The sequence below is a fragment of the Roseimaritima multifibrata genome (assembly GCF_007741495.1).
Taxonomy (GTDB): Bacteria; Planctomycetota; Planctomycetia; order Pirellulales; family Pirellulaceae; genus Roseimaritima; species Roseimaritima multifibrata.
This window is the reverse complement of record NZ_CP036262.1, coordinates 3,270,597-3,291,732: the sequence shown is the minus strand read 5'-3', so window position 1 is coordinate 3,291,732 and position 21,136 is coordinate 3,270,597. Positions and strand designations below refer to the sequence as shown.

Here is a 21,136-nt window from a genome sequence, read left to right as displayed (position 1 = left end):
GACGACACTGTGGTTAGCAACCAAGTTACGTTTCTTGTCATCCAAGGATCGATACACGGTTTGCCGCCCCCGGTCCCCTGCTTTTTGCGTGCGGAGCATTCATCTGCGCTGGACCACGACTACGCTAGCGACACTGCTGACTGAAAGTCCAAGCAGCATCCACCATCCCAAGAAGAGGATTCAACATGTGCAGATTCCTTGTCAAAACGCTGGCGAATAGTCAACGATTGTTCGGTTCCCGCCGAACACTTCCGCGTCACTTGCTACACCAAATGACGGCACTTGCCATTCCCGCATTTGCTTTATTAGTCTCACAAACCCTCTGCAGTAAGCCACTAAAAGCCGAATCAAACGAACCACCGAACATCGTTTTCATTCTGAGTGACGACATGGGTTGGTCAGAACCTGGGTTTAATGGTGGCGATCCCGAATTGACCCCCAACATCGATAAACTGGCTTCTCAAGGAGTGCAGCTGACTCAGTTCTATGCCCACTCGGTTTGCGCCCCTAGCCGCGGTGCATTGCTCACCGGCCGGTACGCTTTTCGCAACTGGATGGACTGGCGAAGCGAGGACTTTGGCAAGCCCAGCTATTTAAAAAAGCTTGGTCTGACGTTGGCCAAAAACGAACGGGGCGAAGAAACTAGGCGAATCCACGCGTTGGCAACCGACGAACAGACCATTGCAGAAATGCTCTCCGAGGCGGGTTACTTCACCAGCATCACGGGCAAGTGGCACTGCGGCGAGTGGTTGCCTGAGAATCTGCCGATGGGGCAAGGCTTCGATCACCAGTACGGGCATTATGCCTGGGGCATCGATTACAACCACTACACGATTCCGCATAACGCTCCGGCAAAGTATGCCGTCTACGACTGGCACCGCAATCAACAGCCTCTGCAGGAACAGGGTTACACAACCGACCTGATCGCCAATGAAGTGGTCCGTTTGCTTACCGAACGATCAATCGCCAATATGCAACAAGATGCAAATCAACCCTTCTTCATGTACGTCCCCTTCAACGCAGTGCATGGACCAATTGAAGAAGTCCCTCGTTACACCGATCAATACCCTGCCCGGCAGGCAGCCCTAAAGTGTCTGGACGACGCGATCGGCAGAATCATCGGCGCTGTCGATCAGAATGGTTTCAGCAACAACACGTTGGTCGTTTTCGCAAACGATAACGGTGGATTGACCGAAGAAATGAACCACCCTTTTCGTGGCACAAAAAACACGACATTTGAAGGCGGGGTGCGAGTGCCGTGTGTAATGCGATGGCCCGGACGCATCGAAGCCGGCACCAAGAACGATGGTTTGATGCACTTGGTCGACATGCTTCCAACCTTCGCCAAACTGTCGGGCGGCACAGTAGAAGGCCCCTACAAGATCGACGGAATGGACATGAGCGACGTCCTTTTGAAAGGCAAACCAAGCCCTCGCACAGAAATCGTTTTTGAAGTGGGTGGTAGCGTGCGTCTGCCTACGATCCGGAGCGGCGACTTCAAGTTGATGGGACAAGCCCTATACAACATCAAGACCGATCCAACGGAAAAGAACGACATCACAGCGGAACACCCTCTATTGGTGAAAAAACTAACCGACCGCCTGAATCAGTTGTCCGCCCAGCGTCCGCCGCTAGGAGAAAAGACCTTGTTGATGGACCCTCCCCTCCCCTACGTCTATGGTCAAGCTGAAAACAAGCAGGCCCCGGACTGGCTGGTTGATTTGGTCGAAACCATCCGCAAAACCCAGCCCGCCGAATGGGCACCAGGCGAAACGCCTTGGCCGCAGGCGCCACAAGGGGCCACCATGAAATACACGGGCGACGGGCGTTAAGTACCGACGAAAGGCAGTACAATAAGCACCGAAATGGAAGTGTGGGCCAACGAGCAACAATCCGGTGATGACCTGTTCGACCCCAAAAACTTGGAAACGGCGGTCAGTTTAATATGACATTTTGTATCGGTATCAAAGTCCGCGAGGGAATCGTTGCCCTGGCGGACACCCGCATCGTCCGCGGTGGCGAGCAATCGAACAAGCAAAAGCTGTCCGAATTCCAGCACAATGGTCAAAGTCTGTTCACGATGACCAGCGGTCTGCGATCGGTACGCGACAAAGCGATTATCTATCTGGATGAATCCTTGCGGAATGATCCTCAGGGCGTCGATCGGTTGTATCAAGTCGCCAACCGGTTCGGCGAGCAGTTACGCCGTGTCAAAGCCGAAGACGGTGAAGCCCTACAGTCCACCAACCACAAGTTCAACTCGCACGCGATCATTGGCGGACGGCTACTCGGCGATGCGATGCCGCAGTTGTTCTACGTATACCCAGAAGGCAACTGGATCGAAGCCGCCGAAGACGCGCCGTACTTCGTGATCGGACGTACGTACTATGGCAAGCCCATCCTAGACCGCCTGTTGACGCACGAGACGACGCTGAAGACGGCCATTGGTTTGGCACTGTTGGCGTTCGATGCCACCCGCACCAGCGTGACGGATGTCGATTGTCCGATTGATGTCGCCGTCCTGCCCACCCACGCCACCGTGCCCACGTTCCGCCGATACACGGAAGCCGATCTCGCAACCACAACCGCTTGGTGGTCTGCCACTCTCGCCAATTCACTGCAACAGTTGCCAATGGACTGGGCGAATGACTTGCTCACCGGCCCCTAGATCGCAGGGTTTCTCAAGGAACCAGCATGAGCGACACCGGCGACGGTCACTAAAACACGGGAACTTTCTGACCAAGCATCCCTTTGGGCGAGATAGTCCCTTAAGCCGTTGATATCGGTGGTGAGTGGCGTCATAATACATGGTCTAGTTCACATACTGGACTAGCCCCGCCTGAAAACCTGCCTCGTAATCCCAGCCCCGCCGAATCGGTATTGACGCCATGCACTTCTGGTTGGCTTCACGATGCCCCCATCGTTTTGTAGTGGTCAGCTGTCTGTTCGTACTCGCGTGCGGATCGACGTACGCTGCCGAGCCCCCTCACTTTGAAACCGAGATCCGTCCGATCTTGCGTGAGTACTGCTTCGATTGCCATGGTGCCGTGGAAGAATTGGAAGGCGGACTGGATCTGCGTCTCGTCCACCTAATGATTTCCGGTGGCGATTCAGGTGAAGCCGTTGTCCCGGGCGACCCGGATGTCAGTTTGTTGCTGCAACGCGTCCGTGACGGCGATATGCCCCCAGGCGATGCCCGGGTATCTGACGAAAAAATCGCTATTTTAGAAGCGTGGATACGAGCCGGCGCAGCAACCCTGCGCGATGAACCCAAAACACTGGAACCAGGGATTCCGATCACCGAAGAAGAGCGGAACTACTGGGCTTATCAACCGATCGCGGAAGTGTCCGTTCCGGCCTACGTAAACAATAAGAGCATCCGCTCCCCCATCGATGCGTTGATCGCCGCACAGATGCCTGCCGGATTGACCTTTTCTGACGATGCAGATCGATTCACGCTGGTACAACGCGTCTATAACGACTTGCTTGGTCTGCCACCGACAATCGAGCAAATCGAACCATGGCTGCACAACGAAGATCCTCTCTGGTTTGAAAACTTGGTGGATGAATTGCTTCGGTCGCCGCACTATGGCGAGCGATGGGGCAGGCACTGGCTAGATGCAGCGGGATACGCCGATAGCGACGGCTACACGGTCGCCGACAGCAACCGGGAATGGGCATGGCGTTACCGCGATTATGTGACGCAAGCCTTAAACGAAGATAAGCCATTCGACGAATTCATCCACGAACAGCTTGCGGGCGATGAAATCGCTGGCCCCAAGCAAGGCGATTGGACGCCGCGCCAGATTGAACTGCTGACCGCCACCGGGTTCCTGCGAATGGCAGCCGACGGCACGGGCAGCGGCGACAACAGTCCCGAAGCTCGCAACAAAGTCATCGCCGACACGCTGCAAATTGTTTGTTCAACGTTGCTTGGTTCGAGCGTTCACTGCGCCCAGTGCCACGACCACCGCTACGACCCGATCTCACACGCGGACTACTTTTCCCTGCGAGCCGTTTTCGAACCGGCGTTGGATTGGCAGGCCTGGAAACCGCCCGCTGCAAGGTTGGTTTCCCTCGCGACCGAGCAAGATCGCGCTGCGGCAGCAAAGATTGAGAGCGAAGTCAGCAGTGTGGCTGCCGAGCGTGCCGCCCAACAAACGGTGTTCATCCAAGAGGTGTTCGAGCAAGAACTGCTGAAGTTCGAGGAACCACTCCGTTCCCAATTGCGGACGGCTTATGAAACGCCAAAGGACAAACGGGATGCGGAACAAAGCAAATTGTTGGCCAATAATCCAAGTATCAACATCACCCCCGGTGTTCTGTATCAATACCGCCCCGACGCCGCTGCCGAATTGAAAAAATTCGACGCAAAGATTGCCGAGTTGCGAGCTTCCAAACCTGTCGAACAATTCGTCCAAGCGTTCGTCGAGCCCGCAAACCATGTTCCCGTCAGCCATCTGTTTCACCGTGGCGATTTCAATCAACCGAAACAAGTTATTGAACCTGCAGGCTTAACGGTCGCTTCCGCCGAAGGATCTCGTGTAACGTTCCCGGTAAATGATCCTCAGCTACCGACGACGGGCCGGCGTCTGGCATTCGCGAAATGGTTGACAGCCGAAAGCAATCCGTTGACCGCTAGAGCCATCGTCAATCGGATTTGGATGCACCACTTCGGGCACGGCATCGTAGCGACACCGGGCGAATTCGGGCGTTTAGGCGAAAAGCCGTCACACCCGGAATTGCTCGATTGGTTGGCGAGCGATTTCGTCAAGCATGGCTGGAGTTTAAAACGGCTACACCGGCAGATTTTAACGTCAACAACCTGGCGGCAGAGCTCTTTGCGTCGGCCGGAAGGGGAAGCGATCGATGCGGAGAATCAATTCTATTGGCGCAAATCACTACAACGCGTTGACGCCGAAATCCTGCGTGATTCGATGCTGGCAGTTTCCGGGAGTCTTGACCTGAAATTTTATGGGCCTCCGGTAGCGGTTGCGGAAGATGAAACCGGGCAAGTTCGCGTCGACGCTAGCCAACCGCGGCGGAGCATATACGCGCGCGTCCGCCGAAGCCAACCGGTTGGCATGTTGCAAACGTTTGATGCACCGGTGATGGGTGTCAACTGTGATGTGCGGACCGTCACGACCGTAGCGCCTCAGTCATTGATGATGCTGAATGGTGCTTTCGTTCTCGAGCAAGCTGGCATGGTCGCGGACCAAGCGATCAAGCGAGCTGCCGAAACAGCACCTACCGGTGATCAGGCAATAGCATCCTGGTTACCAGAAATGCCGCCGCTCGCTTGGCGTTACGGATCCGGCAAAGTAGACGAGAAGGCTGGCGTGATCAACGACTTTGTCGACCTGCCTCATTACACAGGCTCTTCATGGCAAGGGGGCCCAACGGCTCCGGACGCTAAATTCGGCTGGACCATCCTTAACGCCAGCGGCGGGCATCCTGGAAATCCCGCCCACCCCGCGATCCGTCGATGGACCGCACCGACCGACGGACAACTTAGCATTGCAGGAACACTGCAGCATGGCAGTGCAAATGGAGACGGCGTCCGCTCGCGTATTTTTTCGTCAAGCGGAATGAAAGGTGATTGGCAAAGCAAAAACAGACCGGTGCAGACCCCGGTGCCAGCGTTTGCAGTGAAGGCTGGCGAAACGATCGACTTTGTCACCGATTGCATCGCCAATGAAACTTCCGACTCCTTCAGTTGGCCGCTCAAATTGACTTTCACGCCAACCGATGCAAAACCGATCCCCTATGACTCGGTGGCCGATTTTCATGGCCCTGAATCGGACCTTGAATTGCTACCTGCCCAAATCAATGCGGCATGGGAAGTTGTTCTGTCCCGCGCCGCCAGCGAAGCGGAGTTAAAAATGGCGCTTCGTTTTGCTGCCGATCAATTAGTACTGATGTCTCGTGATCGCCAAGGCACATCGCCAGGCCGCTCGCGGGGAGAGCAAGTCCTTGTCAACATCTGCCAAATGCTGCTCAATTCCAACGAATTTCTCTACATCGAATGACTCCGGAGCGACTGACGATGGATTCCCCTAAGGTCCCCGGTACCCGCCGCCAATTCCTGCAACAAACCGGAATGGGTGTGGGTGCTTTGGCGTTGCAATGGATGCTGGCTCAAGAATCCGCAATGGCGAAGCCCCCTGTCCTAAAAGCGACGCCGCCAAGCGATCTGCTACCTCGAAAGCCGCACTTTGAGCCACGTGCCAAGGCGATGATTTCGTTGTTCCAACACGGTGGTCCATCGCACATGGACCTGACCGATCCCAAACCGGAACTCACGAAGTACGATGGGACGGATTACACCGGCGACATCCAGTTTTCGTTTGTCAATGAAGCGAGCAAAAAACTACTTGGCAGCCCCTTTCAATTCCAAAAGCACGGCCAGTGCGGCATGGAGTTGTCTGAACTATTGCCACATACCGCGGGGGTCGTCGACGACCTTTGCATGATCCGCAGCATGCACACCGGAGCGAACGGTCACGAAGTTTCGATCCGCTACTTCCATGGCGGAATTCCAGCGGTGCTGGGACGGCCAACCTTTGGTTCATGGCTGACCTACGCATTGGGCAGCGAGTCTCAAGACTTGCCAGCTTTTATGGTCTTGGCAGATCCTGGTGGGCATCCCGTCGATGGTGCGACCAACTGGAGCAATGGGTTCATGCCTTCGATGTTCCAGGGGACCGTCCTGCGGCCCAAGGAACCTAGAATTTTCAACCTGCAACCGCCTCCACATTTAGCGGGCGAATTCCAACGTCAGAATCTTGATTTTTTACAAGAACTGAACCAGAAGCATCTGGAATCCCATCCAGGCGAATCGGATCTTGAAGCTCGCATTGCCAGCTATGAACTTGCGGCCCGAATGCAAACCGCGGCGACAGATGCCTTGGATATTTCGCAAGAAACCGCCGCGACGCATACCATGTACGGATTGGATCGCCCAGAGACTCGCGAATACGGCACACGTTGTTTGTTGGCGCGACGTTTGGTTGAACGGGGCGTTCGGTTTGTGCAATTGTTCCACAGCGGTCAGCCTTGGGACAATCACAGCAGCATCAAAACCGGATTGACATCGATCTGTAAAAAGACCGACCAGCCGGCAGCGGCATTGGTCGCCGATCTTCGTCAGCGAGGGATGTTGGATTCAACCTTGGTTCACTGGGGCGGAGAAATCGGGCGGTTGCCGGTCACTCAGGAACATGGAACCCCAGAGAAAGCAGGGCGCGATCACAATGGCCAGGGATTCAGCATTTGGCTGGCCGGAGGCGGAGTTCGCGGCGGTTTGACGTATGGCAAGACGGATGACTTTGGACACCACGTTATCGAGAACAAGGTCACCCCAAATGACTTCCAAGCGACTGTAATGCATCTGTTTGGTTTGAACCATGAAGAAGTGGTCTATCCACACGGAAACCAAGAACAGATCATCACCGCAAATCGCCCCGCACAAGTCGTGCACGATTTGATCGTCTAGCGGCAACAATTAAACAAAACGGGGCATGAGCCCAAGCCCCCTTCCTAGCGGAACGGCGCAAGCCGTCCGGCCACCGCGCTGGAAACCGCGCGCACGTGCCGGGCGGCTCGCGCCGCTCCGCTAATATTTGTTGCCCGAATCCCCTCTTAGCGGTACGGCGCAAGCCGTCCGGCCACCGTGCTGGAAACCGCGTGCACGTGCCGGGCGGCTCCCGCCGCTCCGCTAATATTTGTTGCCCGAATCCCCTCTTAGCGGTACGGCGCAAGCCGTCCGGCCACCGCGCTGAAAAACGCGCGCACGTGCCGGGCGGCTCGCGCCGCTCCGCTAATATTTGTTGCCCGAATCCCTTCTTAGCGGTACGGCGCAAGCCGTCCGGCCACTGCGTTGGAAACCGCGCGCACGTGCCGGGCGGCTCGCGCCGCTCCGCTAATATTTGTTGCCCGAATCCCTTCTTAGCGGTACGGCGCAAGCCGTCCGGCCACTGCGTTGGAAACCGCGCGCACGTGCCGGGCGGCTCGCGCCGCTCCGCTAATATTTGTTGCCCGAATCCCTTCTTAGCGGTACGGCGCAAGCCGTCCGGCCACTGCGTTGGAAACCGCGCGCACGTGCCGGGCGGCTCGCGCCGCTCCGCTAATATTTGTTGCCCGAATCCCTTCCTAGCGGTACAGCGCAAGCCGTCCGGCCACCGCGCTGGAAACCGCGCGTACTTGCCGGGCGGCTCACGCCGCTCCGCCAGTAGTGTTGCCCTGCCCCCCTCTTACCGGAACGACCAAAACGTCGATCTTCAACCGAACGCTAAGACATCCATCGATCAAGATTCTCTTTGACAAATTCGTCATCGGTGAGGTGCGGATAAGATTCCTGGATGCGAGTCAACTCGTCCGCTTGGCCGGGCCCCATCCTTTCGTTGGGGTCTAGGCACCAAGTTCCCGCCAACAAACCTTGGCGGCGGAGGACTTCGTGAATCCCAGGGATGCAGCCTTCAAATGCATTGGCCGAATCAAACAATGCGGCATTGCAGTCGGTTACCTCGTTAGCAAGCGACAGCATCTCCCTGGGGATCATCGATTCCTTTCGCATCGTTTTACAGCGGTCAAATAACTCCACAGCTTTTTTGGTCCAGCAAGCCCAATGGCCTAACAGACCGCCGACGATTGAAATGCGTTTCGTCCCTTCCCGCGTAGGAAAACGATACTCGGTCAAAAGATCGATCACAATATTGTCATCGTTGCCGGTATACATCGCGATGTCTTCACGTCCCGAATCGGCTACCGCACGAACCACATCCAATGTCTGGTAGCGATTGAAGGGTGCCATCTTGATCGCGACGACATTTTCAATTTCCGCAAACCGTCGCCAAAATTCATACGAAAGCAGTGTTCCGCCGACCGCTGGCTGCAAATAGAAACCGATCACGGGGATCACGGCAGCGACCTCTTTACAGTGGTTGATCAAATCATCCACCGAATTTGCTGAGTGACCCGCTAGACTTAGCAACCCAGCTTGGAATCCCAGATCGCGAAGCAAGGTTGCTTCGGCAACGGCTTGTTTCGTGTTTCCCACGATCCCACCGATTCGCAGCAGAGGACGACCGAGCCGTTGTTCCTGATTTCGAAGCTCTTCGGCGGCGATTTCCAGCACCGGCTGAAAGAGCGAATGCTTGGGATCGCGGATCGCAAACTGTGTTGTATGCACGCCAACGGCAACCCCGCCAACTCCTGCGTCGGCGTAATACCGAATCAGTGCACGTTGACGCTGCACATCGATTTTCCGCTCGGCGGTAAGCGCCAATGGAGAAGCGGGAATCACCATTCCTTCAAGAAGTTGGCTGCGGGTCGAATGGTCCATCGGAATCCGTTATTCGTGTTACAGAATGAAAACTAAGCGAAACGACACGACCCAAATCGTACAAGCTGGCGAACGGGGTAGCGTCCCATTTTGCTTTGGGAAAATCTGCGTTCCAATCCTACTATCGAGGGTTGGAAGCCGATCTTTGCTCGGTGATTTCCAACCAGTGGATCGTTGGTCTTGCCGAACATCTTGTTGATTTACGGTTTGTCGAATTTCGCTCGGGACGTGAAATTTATAGGTGACTTATTGCCGTTTTGTCTATGCGCTGGCGAGCGTCGCTACGTGACTGCCGTAGCTACCGTTGCCAGACGGTGGTCCCTACTCGGAAACCGTAACCAATTGATTTCACGTCCCCCGCGAAAGAACGCACCTTAAAACTACCTTGGCGGCGAGAAAGGTTGCAATCTTTCTCCCCTTCCGACTAAAACAGCAATCCGCAACACAGCGGGTTGCTAAATCAAGCGGCGATTATTTGTTTTGGGGCTTTAGTACTTACCATCGCGGACTTGAAAACCGGTCGGCTTATTTAAGGTTTGACCACCGCTGCGAATCCATTCGGCCGTCCACTCGATCACCGCCTGCACCGGTACTTGAGGGTACCCAAAGACCTGCTGGCAAAGGTTCCCATTGGTGAGCAAGCACTCGGGGGATTCCGTCCCTGTGAACCGGACTTCTTTGCCAAAAATTTGTGCGAAACTATCGGCTATTCTGCGGACGCTAAGCAGTTCAGGTCCAACAAGATTAATGGCGAATGCAGGGGTATCGGCAAGGGCCAAGGAACGCAACGCCATCGCATTTGCATCGCCTTGCCAAATCACATTGCAGTATCCCATCGTCAAATCGATCGGCTGATCGGTGAAGACCGCACTGGCGATATCGACCAACACCCCATACCGCATTTCAACCGCATAATTCAGTCGCAGGATGGTCGCGGGAGTCTGGTTTACTTTGCTGAAGTGCTCGACCATTCGTTCCCGTCCAATGCAGCTCATGCTGTACTCATCGGTCGGCAACAGCGGATCGGATTCGATAGCGCCACCCTGAGTGAGTGGACTCAGCCCGTACACGCAGCCGGTTGAAAACGCCGCGATACGGCTGTCGCTGTATCGCTCCATGACTCGACCGGGAAGGTACGAATTCATCGCCCAAGTACTGGATGGATTGTTAGCGATCCCAAATTTATGGCCGGCCATAAAGATGACATTGGCTGCATCGGGAAGTGCAGAGAGTTGTTCGGAGGACATCAGATCGGCAGCAACCGTTTCCACTCCGCACGCGTTCAATTGCTCACGAGCCGCTTGGTTCGAAAATCTTGATACCGCAATAATTCGACGTGAGACCCCCGCTTCGTCAGTCGCCCGTTTCGCCATCCGCGTGATCGAAGGCCCCAATTTTCCACCAGCACCGAGGAACAAGATGTCTCCCTCGATTTGAGCCATTTCATTGACCAGTGCAGCGGACGGACAACTTAGCCGCTCTTCCAATTCCTCAAGATCTTGAGGTGCATTTGTCTTAAACATTGGAACCATCCATTCGCCTTTTCCTGACGTTTTACCAAAGGCTGCCGTGAATTGGATTCGAACGACCAACCTGGCCGGAATTCAATCTAGACAGAGCGCGATTCGTGTCGCGGCGTTTTTGTTTCGGCGACATCGTACCGTATTTTCGTCAGTGACTGGACTTGTCGCAGACAAAAAATACCGAGGTTCGCGTTCCCCCCGAAACAATCCGAGCTAAGAATCTAGCGAGCTCGATTGCGGGGCAGGCTCCGCCGAGGCTTCAATCGCACCGACCATATCTTTCAGCACGATCGGGACGAAATAGATTCCCGAGTAGTGGTCCGCATCAAAGCGAAAATGGTGCGTCTCTTCCAAGCCGATACGTTCGGCCAAAGCGAGTGCATTTTTTAGCGGGACAACCTGATCTTGATTCGCCGTGAACATCCAGGTCCGTTTCGGATTCAGGCGATGAGCAATCCGCAGCGGTTCCACGTTGTAAACGATATCCCGAATCTGCTCCATTTCAAAACCGGCCTGAAGCAAACGCTCTTTGAATTTTGCGGCATCTCGTTTACCGGACTGAATCACGTCTATCAGATTCCCACCCGCCAATAGAACAAAGACGTTCTCGTATCCGGATCCGGCCGGACCACTATCTAAACTGGCGCTCGTCGCGGCCACAAACCCGCCCAAGCTGGTCCCTTGGACGGAGACGTGTTGTTTTTCGACAAAGGGTAGAGCAGCGACCGCATCGCGTGCTCTGCGCACATCGGTGACCGCTTGAATCATCGAATCCAAAGAGTGAACGCGATCATGTTTTTGATTAGAGCCTAAGCGTTCGCCGTAGTAGGGCAGATGAATCAAAAACGCATGCACACCACTGGCTTGGAACCCCATGGCAAACAGACGTCCCACCGCCATTTTGGAACCGGATTCATGGACAACAACGACTGCAGGGCGGGTCGCGATTTTCCCTTCTTTGTCACGAGCGGCATGCCACTCCATGGTAACCCGGTCATTCCTCGCATCTCCGCTGGGAACCGGTGAGGGAAACGAAATCAATGCATCTGCCATCCGTGAAACGGGAGGCGCAGTTTGAACCATAAACTTTCCTGGAGGCCACGCCAGTCCGGACAAGCAGGCAGTCGCGTCCCCCGACGGATCCGAAATAACCTTCAGCGAATCTTCAGCAGAAAATTCGGAGGAATCCAATACCAGACTTTCCGCCGCCTCCGATCTAGAGACCGAAAGTGGCGAAAGTAGGCAAACCAGGAAAAGCAAAGTACGCATCGCATTCCACACAGCAAGAGTCGTTTTCACTGCAAACCGCAGGCAACCGTGCCTCGGTTCCTTCCCAAACAAGAATTACGGAGAAAGCGTCGGGGATGGCATCGATTTCAGCAACGCCTCCAAATCCATTTTTACATAGGGGCGGTTCGCAGCCGGTTCGGAATGGCTGGCGTTCGCGACATAAAAGATCAGGTCTTGAGGAACAAACAAAACGTTATGCAAGTTCGAAGACATCGCCACCGGTCGGCTCATCAACCACTTGGCAACGTCGACATCGACCTTACCGTACTTTTCCTGCACGCGTTGACGCAACGTTTTAAGCCTTCCTCCCGCTGACAAAACGACCGCGTCTTCGATCCCTTCTCCCAGCAGTTCGTGCGCCTCACCAGGCTGGACGAATTTTAACAAATCAGGAGTCGCCATCACGCCCACCGCCTCGTTGGTCTTACCGTCGGCGAAAACATAATAATATTCACAGGTCCGTGGATTGGTTTCCCAAAGCTGTTGGACTTCCTGCAGCGTACTGCATTCTTCCAGGGCACGCCGCATCAAGGTCGCCATCGGAACACCATCCCATTGGCCCTCTCCATGACCTCCCATTTCACCCAACGAAATCGACTGGTCATTCATCCCGCTGACGCTACCAATGAATCCGGCATAACCAACATTCGCGAACCCGTGCTTCCCATCGATCGAAACGATAAATGTGGTCGCCGAATCTTGCAGTCCAATCGTTGTCATATAGTCCAGAACACGCCCATGCAGTAGTTTTCCGTCGACCGTTGCCTTACCGAACAGAGCAAATCCACTGCAATGAAACAATTCAGGAAAGACGTTGATCGCCTGAGCCGTTTCGGGTTCCAGTTCCATCGCCTTAGCAAACGCAAACGTTTCGGCTTGGTGGTCCTCTGGAATGAAAGGAGCGAGCCTCTGATAGGCCTGATCTAAATCATTGCGAAACCAGGTGCCGTTGCGGATCGTATTGACCGTCCCAAAGGTATAGAGAACGGAATCGATACACCGTTGTGCTTCTTTGTTCAACAACTGCCCGTGGGCAAACCCAACTTCCTCCGGCGTCCCATGCAGTAGCACCACACGCTGCCCGTCCTGCCAACGCAATTCTCCATGTTCAACCGTCTTGTTCTGTTCTGGCGGGTTGGTCAATTGGCGTGAGGGAAGCAGAATCTCCATCGCTCGACGGACGCCTCGGGCAAGCGTTCGCTCGATCTCTTTTCGTTCCAACGAAACCATTTGATATCCGGGCCAGTCATTGACGTCGGACATTGCCGGCAGATTGGTTTCAATTTTGACAACCGCCGAGTGTTCGCCATCCACTTGAATCGCGACATTTCGATTTTGATTGCTAAATTGCATCGAGAAATCGTCATCGAATTGCCATCGGTTCTGGCTCGAATCGAATTCGGTGTCGATTAAATTGGTCAACACCTGCGACACGACCGCGGGGTCTCCCCCAAGGATCACCGGCGCGTACAAGGCCACGACCGATCCCGATCCAATTAGTCTTGCCGCCATCCCCCCCGGTGCCAGCTGGTCGTCGCCGACGAGCTTTCCAGCCCCCGTAAACACAACTTTATGGTGAGGAAGTGCAAAGGCGGTCTCATTCGCACGTCGACGAATTTGCAAACTGTAGTCGGAGTGCGTAAGTTGAAGGTCGAAAGATTCGCTGTCAAAGCGGACCAATCGAGCGTCTACGTGTTGAATTCGGTCATCGATTTGAACATCGATTCCGGCGGTGATTGCAAACGTTTCGGAATTGCCCGAGAGAATCGACAACAGTGGGCCGATCGATTCGCTCAAGTTTTCAGGATTGGAAGCCTTTCCACTGCCCTGGGCTTGTGCAGCCGTTCCTGGGGCAATAATTGCCGCCGACAAAACGACAACGAAGACTGACATAAATCGAAACAACGAAGCGCGGTTCATCGGCAGAGCCCCAGCGAGGATTTTTGAAACGAAGCCCCCCTATATTAGCAAACCCCAAGGGACCAGTTGGTAACGATCTGTAACACAATTGGTCCGCCGTAAACGCATCAACCGCAATCCATATCAACACCGCCACCGCTCTCCCACCTCCGCCCTCCCCTCCACTTCCCCATCCAAGCTGGCCGCACGATTCGACCAGCATGGACCACGGCCTCCTCGCGGCTGCTGTATCCTACCTTTCCCCGCGTTTTCCCTTCCTCTCAATTTTCCTTCCTTGCGTACCTCACTGGAGCAACATCGATGCCCAATTCTTCTAATGGCTCATTCAACCGCCGAACCATGATCGCAGGAACGGCTGCGGGAAGCATTGCCGCAAGCGTGGCATCCGCCGCGGCCCCCGCCCCGGAAAAAGAGGGAAAACTGAGCATCGGTCTGTTTCGATTCGACGTCACTCCTCCAACAGGACATCCACTTTGCGGAGGTTGGATCAAACCAGTGGAAGCCGTTGACGATCCGTTGGAAGCGATTGGCTACGTCCTGCAGGGCTGCGGAAAACCAATCGTGGTCTGTGTCGTCGACTGGACCGGATTGCTTAACTCCGCCCATATCAAATGGCGTCAAGCATTAGCAGATGGAGCGGGAACCACGATCGATCGAGTCACCGTTCACTGCGTGCACCAACACAACGCACCGTTTGCCTGCTTGGACGCCAATGAAATCCTCACCGCCCAAGGGGACCTGCCATTAACGGTCGAGCCAGCTTTCTTCGATAACTGCCTGAAATCGGCAAAGTCCGCAGCCCAACAGGCATTGGAATCGACGGTTCCAGTCACCCACGTTGCTACCGGACAAGCGGAAGTCGAAAAGGTTGCCGGAAACCGCAGGCTGATTGGGCTGGATGGAAAAGTACGTTCGCAGCGAGGCAGCAGTTCCAAATCGCCAGCGCACCAGATTTATCCTGAAGGTCTGATCGACCCAATGCTGAAACAGGTAGCGTTCTACAACGGAGACAAAAAGGTGGCAGCCTGTTACTACTACGCTTGCCATCCGATGAGCTACTACGGCGACGGTCGAGTCAGTTCGGATTTCTGCGGTTTGGCTAGAAAACAAATGCAAATCGCCGAACCCGATTGCACCCACATGTACTTCAATGGCTGCGGCGGCAATATCGGTGCAGGAAAGTACAACGATGGTTCGAAGGAAATGCGTCCCATCCTGATGAACCGGATCCTTACCGGGATGCAGAAATCCTCAGAGGCGTTAGAACCGAAAGAGATCACTTCGGTCAGCTGGGTGACAAAAGACATTTTGCCACCGGTCAATCCTTCGGTAGACGAAGACAAACTGATGCAACAGATTTCCGATCACGGAGAACGCGTCGTCAATCGAAATCGTCCTTCCTACGCTGTGGCGTGGTCACGCCGAATCAAAAAGAAGATCCCGGTTACTCTTAGTGGGTTGCACCTCAACAACGTCTCGTTGATCCACCTACCATCGGAAAGCTTCATCGAATACCAACTGCGGGCTCAAGCCGAAGCCCCAGACCGATTCGTTGCCTGCGCCGCCTATGGAGACGGAGGCCCGTGGTACATTCCAACGGCGGACGCCTTCCCGCAGGGCGGGTATGCCGCAAGCGTTGCCTGGTGTGCCCCTGCAATCGACCCGATCCTGTCGACAGGTATCAAAGACCTGCTGACCAAGGTCTAGTCTCGATCGGTGACTGAAATCCTGGCCACGGTACGGAGCGCGACCTTGCTGACAGCAAGCGTGCCGTACCGGGCGTGCCGGTACGATAAAGCGTCCCCTTTCCCGCTGGATGTGCGATTCTATTTGCGTCCGTTTTGCGGGATTTCAGTAGCAAAGCCAAATGGGACCAGGACGGCTTGGCGGACTCATCTAACTTGCTGAAACGTCTCCTACCAAGATAGGACCGCTTCACCCAGCATTGGAACGCTGCATCATTCCCTGACGTAGTGGACGAGGCAACGAGTCCCGCAACACGAACTGAAAAAGCCCTTTCTTCGGGCCGGCGCCACCCCCGCCGCAAGCAACCAGCCTCCCCCTCTTCGGGACCGCCCGTTGAAATCCGGGAACCATACGCAATTGCTGGCGTCTAACGTTGCAGCCCGATGTTAAGCCGTAACGTTTGCAATGATTTAACTGAATATGCTGCGTGTTCTTTGTCGAGAGCTATATAACCAACTGTACGGGACCCTTTTTTCTGGTTCCCGGAAGTAGGCTGGCATGATGGTATTCAGCCCAAACCGAGTCCTTTTTCTGCAGGTTTTCAGCGTGACACAGACGCCACGAAACTCCCAGGTCGCCAAGTCCAATTTCGCTAGCTCCAATTCCGCTGGAAGCCGTGGCCGCTCGTTTTTGCGCCGCCTGCTGATGGGTAATTCGACCAGTACGAGTGGTGAAACGAAACGCCGTGGCCTGCGTCTTGAGTCCCTTGAAGGGCGCCAGATGCTGGCAGGGGATGTGGAACTATTCTCGACCAACGGAATTGGAGAAACCGACCAGAACGACGGCTCCTCTGGTGATCAATTGTCCATCGTCAACTCAACGGCTCAGGGCGAACCAGCAGTTGATTTGGTCGCTTTTGCGAAACTGTTGAAAGACCAAGGGGTCGTTTTCTACGGTGCCGACTGGTGTGAAGTTTGTACGGCTCAGAAAGAACTGTTCGAAGATGGCAAGAACGAATTGCCGTTTGTTGAAGTCACCGACGGCAGCCAACAACCCAATGCCGTTGCCACTGCAAACGGGATCACCGTGTATCCAACCTGGGATTTTGATGCTCAGACTCGGGTAACCGGCCTGTTAACGTTGCAACAGATCGCAGACCATGCGGGAATCACGATCCCTCAATCGGAAGACCCAACGTTTGCCAACGTTGAAGACCAAACGGTCGCCATCGGATCACCGATTCACGTTCCCATCGATGCTTACGACCCCAACGGCGGACCGCTGACCGTGACAGCAACGGTAGCCGATCCGGACATGCTGGAAGCGATCGTCCTGCAAGGGAACCGCAGTCTTCGACTGAACGTGGAAGGCTATGGCGAAATGGTCTTCGAGCTGTTCGAACAGCGAGCCGAACGCCCCGCTTCGCGAGTCATCGAACTTGCTCAGTCAGGATTTTATGATGGCCTGACATTCCATCGCGTCGACAACACCTTCGTCCTTCAAGGTGGCGACCCCAATGGCAACGGAACCGGCGGTTCCACCCTCGGCGATTTCGACGACCAGTACCATCCTGAATTGCAGCACACAACGCGAGGGGTTTTGTCCTACGCGAAATCGACCGACGACACCAACGACAGCCAGTTCTTTATCCTGGAGGGGAACGCCCAACAACTGGACTTCAACCACTCCGTTTTCGGTCAGCTGGTTGAAGGCGAAAAGGTTCGTGAAGGGATCAGCCGGGTATCGGTCAATGCCGACAAATTGCCGGACACTCCGGTCGTTTTCGAATCAGCGACCATTTTCACCGATACCGAAAACTCGGTCGTCATGCTTCGCCCGACCGGGAATTCAACCGGTAGCACCACGGTTACTTTTACAGTGACCGATTCCGACGGCAATTCGTACAGTCAAGTTGTGAACGTGACGGTCGGTGCGGACACGTACAATGCGCAACCTTACCTCGCCGACATCCCTGAAGTTGTCGCCCCGCAAGGAACCCCCGCGCAGTTCCAGCTTTCCTCAACCGACCTTGAAGCGGACGCGGTCGAATACATCGCGGAAATTGATGCAACCGACACCTCCGGATCGACCGTCTCGGTAAGCGCCACCGGGTTGGTAACCGTCACTCCACCCGCCGGTTTTTCAGGAACTGTCAACCTTGGTGTCGCCGTCCGTCCGGACGCCAACGCGACCCAGCCAACCGTCAATTCGACTCCGATCGACATCCAATTTCTTTCGGTTTCGTTTTCAACCGGAGCACCAACGTCGGTCGACCTTGCGTCTGCCAGCGATACCGGAACCAGTTCAACCGACAACGTCACCGGCGCATCGTCGCTGACGTTTAACGTCACGGGCGTCAGCCCTGGATCGACTGTTGAATTGTTGGTTAACGGCACGGTCGTCGGCATTGGATCGGCAACCAGCGACACCGTCTCGATCACGACGCAGAACTTCGAAACTCTTGGGAACGGCAACTACAGCGTCACCGCTCGGCAACGGGGCAGTGACAACGTCAACAGTGCCGAAAGCCCGGCCCTGAATCTGGTGTTCGACAACGTCTCACCGGCGACGATCACGGCCGCGATCCCTCAATCCGCCAACGTTGGATCGCTCTACACCGCCAACCTTGTGCATCCCGAAGAGGGAACCGGATTGATTTACGGTTTAGCATCCGCCCCCACCGGAGCGATCATCGATTCCGCGACCGGTTTAATCGAATGGACTCCAACAGAATCTCAACTTGGAAGCCAGTCTTTTGCGGTTACGCTGACCGACAGTGCGGGGAATACACGAACGCAAGCTTTCCAAGTGGAAGTCCAATCGGCGGCCATCGGGTCGATTGTCCTGACGGTGACCGACCTTGACGGAAACGCGATCAGTTCGGTGGCACCGGGGCAGGACTTCCTACTTCATTTTAGCGCGAACGACAATCGTTCCAATGCGTTCGCCGACGGCGTGTTTGGTGCCTACACCGACATCACCTTCGACAGTGCTTTAGCGGAACCGATCGCCGATAACCCGATCACATTCAACACGGAATTGGTCCCTACATTGGTACAGGGCACGATCGGTGATGGAATCATCGACGAGCTTGGTGGTTTCCGCTTGAACGTCGTTAACCCGCCGCTATTAGAAATTGCCACGATCCGCTTTACCGCAAAACAGAGTGGGCAGATTACGTTTGCGTCCAACCAACCGGACACCAACGGAACCGACTTTTTGTTGCTAAACCAAGAAGACGATATCGAATTTGATGAGGTCGCCTTCGGCAGCGTAAGTTTGGCCATCAGCGCGTCATTCAGTGCCATAAACGATTCCTTCACGGTCACCGAAGACAGCACCAACAACAGCTTAGATGTCGTTGCAAATGATGTCATCCATTCAGGAAGCGAAACGCTAAGTCTGAAAAGTGTCGGCACTCCCGATTCAGGCGGTTCCGCAAGCGTGGTGAACGGCAATGTTCAGTACACGCCTGCATCCGATTTTTCGGGAACGGAAACCTTGACGTATGTCGTGCAAGATTCCAATGGAGTCGAGCAAACCGCGACGGCAACCATTTCGGTAACGGCGGTTAACGACCCACCGTCCGCGGTCCCCGACACGTTTACTGTCGACCGCAATTCAACCGCCAATCGCCTGACCCCGCTTAGCAACGATTCGGGCCTGCCCGATACGGGTGAAACCTTGACGATCACGGCCGTCGGTACTTCTACCGCCGGCGGGACGATCACGATTGAAGCGGGTGGCGGAGCGATTCTTTACACTCCGCCCGCGGACTTCAGCGGTGGCGATACTTTCACCTACACGATTTCAGACGGAACGCTTACCAGCCAGGCTTCCATCGTGGTCAGCGTGTCGACCGCCAACCCGCCTCCGACGGCTGTCGATGATGCCTTCACCGTTCAAGAAGATGCCGCAGCGGCGGAATTTGACGTCCTGGCAAACGATTCTAACGACGACCCCGACGAAACCTTTTCGCTCACGTCGGTCGGATCTTCTTCCAACGGAAGTTCGGTTTCGTTGTCGAGCGACGGTACGCGAGTTGTTTATGCTCCCGCAGCCAACTTCTTCGGATCGGAACATATTTCGTACACCATCACCGATTCCAACGGGGCGACCGCAGTAGGGACCATCACCTTTACCGTGACCGGTTCCAACGACGCGCCTCCGGGGGGCAATGTAACGACAAGCATCGTCAAAGGCGGAAGCGGAGTGACCGTTTTCGTCCCCTCCGATGCGGGGACGAACGTCGATGGTGCCAGCGAGGTAGTGACGATCACCAGCGTTGGGACTCCATCTGGCGGCGGGACCGCATCGATCGCTGCGGACGGCAAATCCGTTCAATACACTCCGTCCTCAGCAAGTTTTGTCGGAACCGAAACGATTTCCTACACCGTTACCGATGCGGGCGGCCTGACCGCAACGGGCGTGATCACCGTCTCGGTCTTGGACTACATCCCCAGGGATTTCGTCTTCTCCGCGCCATTACCGAATAGTGGGCTGATTCTAACGGCTCAGTTGACCGGCACGACTCAATTCGGCGACTCCGTTAGCGTATCGGCAGTCGCGGACCCAAACACAGGTTTGATCACTTTTGCCGACCAAGCGCCGGGCAGCTACCAAGTCGAAGTCCCAGCGATTCCATTTTTGATTGGCAACGAAGATGCTCAGCAGATTGCATTCGAAAGTGCGGAAGCCGACGGCGACCGTGAAGCGGAAGCGATCTTCATCGGAGAGATTCATCCTTCGTTCCTGTCGCTTCGTGACACCGCGGCTTTGGCGCCGGCAAGAGGAACCTTCGCGGCGGTTTCTCCCGGAGAGACAAGCCTGTTTGTGCTCCCTACAGGACAGAATTCAGATTTGACCAACCCGGTCATTACGATGAATGATGATGGGACCGAAATCGATATCGCGGTCACCGACGATTCCGGGACACGCGTTCATCAAGTGGTCGACATCGACAGCGACACCAGCGATCATGAAGTGCGTGGCCTTTCCGATGACGTTCGTCTGCTGCGAGTCAATCTGCAACAAGCCTTTGCAACGACCGCTGCCGCCACCTCCGACAGTACCCAATTGGCAAGCGGCGAATCTCAGCCACAAGGAGAAAGCTCCGCCAGCCTTGGGGACGGAGTCGTTCCGACGGTCAATTTGGGTCAAAACCAATCGATTTCCGTCAACAATCCTGAAACGTCTAGCAGTTTGGCATCCATTGCTCAGCAGCGAACCGACGCAATCGACTCTGCGATGGCCGATGTCGCAGAACCGGGCACACAGCCTGCGACCGCGGAGACCTATCTGACAGAAGAAGGGACATCGGAAATCGATCCAAGTGCCGTGGACGATACGTTGGCCCTTTTGGGTGACGAATAAG

Annotated in this window: 10 protein-coding genes; 6 read left to right on the top strand and 4 right to left on the bottom strand. The window is 55.2% G+C overall.

Features of this window, described 5'->3' with window-relative positions; genetic code table 11:
* Nucleotides 1-185: 185 nt before the first annotated feature.
* The 4 genes from FF011L_RS11965 to FF011L_RS11950 all read left to right on the top strand — a co-directional run bounded on the left by FF011L_RS11965 (nt 186) and on the right by FF011L_RS11950 (nt 7,495).
* Complete coding sequence (locus tag FF011L_RS11965; protein WP_145351888.1) at nt 186-1,832, top strand: arylsulfatase B; 1,647 nt, start codon at nt 186-188, stop codon at nt 1,830-1,832.
* Nucleotides 1,833-1,945: 113 nt separating this feature from the next.
* Nucleotides 1,946-2,668, top strand: a complete 723-nt coding sequence (locus tag FF011L_RS11960; protein ID WP_145351887.1) for a proteasome-type protease — start codon at nt 1,946-1,948, stop codon at nt 2,666-2,668.
* Nucleotides 2,669-2,888: 220 nt separating this feature from the next.
* Nucleotides 2,889-6,029 (top strand): PSD1 and planctomycete cytochrome C domain-containing protein, encoded by a 3,141-nt coding sequence (locus tag FF011L_RS11955; protein WP_145351886.1) that lies wholly within the window; start codon nt 2,889-2,891, stop codon nt 6,027-6,029.
* Nucleotides 6,030-6,046: 17 nt separating this feature from the next.
* Nucleotides 6,047-7,495 carry a DUF1501 domain-containing protein gene (locus FF011L_RS11950; RefSeq protein ID WP_145351885.1) on the top strand — a complete coding sequence of 483 codons (1,449 nt, stop codon included), beginning with the start codon at nt 6,047-6,049 and terminating at the stop codon, nt 7,493-7,495.
* A 795-nt stretch (nt 7,496-8,290) separates the two neighbouring features.
* Here FF011L_RS11950 and FF011L_RS11945 read toward each other — a convergent pair.
* The 4 genes from FF011L_RS11945 to FF011L_RS11930 form a co-directional block, all read right to left on the bottom strand.
* Nucleotides 8,291-9,343, bottom strand: coding sequence for a dihydrodipicolinate synthase family protein (locus FF011L_RS11945; protein WP_145351884.1), 1,053 nt, complete (start codon nt 9,341-9,343; stop codon nt 8,291-8,293).
* A gap of 488 nt (nt 9,344-9,831) precedes the next feature.
* Nucleotides 9,832-10,866: an NAD-dependent epimerase/dehydratase family protein gene (locus FF011L_RS11940; protein WP_145351883.1), complete on the bottom strand. Its 1,035-nt coding sequence runs from the start codon at nt 10,864-10,866 to the stop codon at nt 9,832-9,834.
* 213 nt (nt 10,867-11,079) lie between these two features.
* Nucleotides 11,080-12,135, bottom strand: a complete 1,056-nt coding sequence (locus FF011L_RS11935; RefSeq protein WP_145351882.1) for an alpha/beta hydrolase family protein — start codon at nt 12,133-12,135, stop codon at nt 11,080-11,082.
* A gap of 75 nt (nt 12,136-12,210) precedes the next feature.
* Nucleotides 12,211-14,049, bottom strand: a complete 1,839-nt coding sequence (locus FF011L_RS11930) for a C45 family autoproteolytic acyltransferase/hydolase (RefSeq protein ID WP_246109882.1) — start codon at nt 14,047-14,049, stop codon at nt 12,211-12,213.
* 327 nt (nt 14,050-14,376) lie between these two features.
* Here FF011L_RS11930 and FF011L_RS11925 point away from each other — a divergent pair, with 327 nt between their 5' ends.
* On the top strand, nt 14,377-15,783 hold the full coding sequence (locus FF011L_RS11925; protein WP_145351880.1) for a hypothetical protein: 1,407 nt from the start codon (nt 14,377-14,379) through the stop codon (nt 15,781-15,783).
* A 537-nt stretch (nt 15,784-16,320) separates the two neighbouring features.
* Nucleotides 16,321-21,135 carry an Ig-like domain-containing protein gene (locus tag FF011L_RS11920; protein WP_145351879.1) on the top strand — a complete coding sequence of 1,605 codons (4,815 nt, stop codon included), beginning with the start codon at nt 16,321-16,323 and terminating at the stop codon, nt 21,133-21,135.
* Nucleotide 21,136 lies beyond the last annotated feature (1 nt).

Coding starts and splice junctions, on each gene's coding strand:
- FF011L_RS11955 (WP_145351886.1), top strand. CDS start 2,889: ATGCACTTCTGGTTGGCTTCACGATGCCCCCATCGTTTTGTAGTGGTC.
- FF011L_RS11920 (WP_145351879.1), top strand. CDS start 16,321: ATGATGGTATTCAGCCCAAACCGAGTCCTTTTTCTGCAGGTTTTCAGC.
- FF011L_RS11930 (WP_246109882.1), bottom strand. CDS start 14,049: ATGTCAGTCTTCGTTGTCGTTTTGTCGGCGGCAATTATTGCCCCAGGA.
- FF011L_RS11935 (WP_145351882.1), bottom strand. CDS start 12,135: ATGCGTACTTTGCTTTTCCTGGTTTGCCTACTTTCGCCACTTTCGGTC.
- FF011L_RS11945 (WP_145351884.1), bottom strand. CDS start 9,343: ATGGACCATTCGACCCGCAGCCAACTTCTTGAAGGAATGGTGATTCCC.
- FF011L_RS11925 (WP_145351880.1), top strand. CDS start 14,377: ATGCCCAATTCTTCTAATGGCTCATTCAACCGCCGAACCATGATCGCA.
- FF011L_RS11950 (WP_145351885.1), top strand. CDS start 6,047: ATGGATTCCCCTAAGGTCCCCGGTACCCGCCGCCAATTCCTGCAACAA.
- FF011L_RS11965 (WP_145351888.1), top strand. CDS start 186: ATGTGCAGATTCCTTGTCAAAACGCTGGCGAATAGTCAACGATTGTTC.
- FF011L_RS11940 (WP_145351883.1), bottom strand. CDS start 10,866: ATGTTTAAGACAAATGCACCTCAAGATCTTGAGGAATTGGAAGAGCGG.
- FF011L_RS11960 (WP_145351887.1), top strand. CDS start 1,946: ATGACATTTTGTATCGGTATCAAAGTCCGCGAGGGAATCGTTGCCCTG.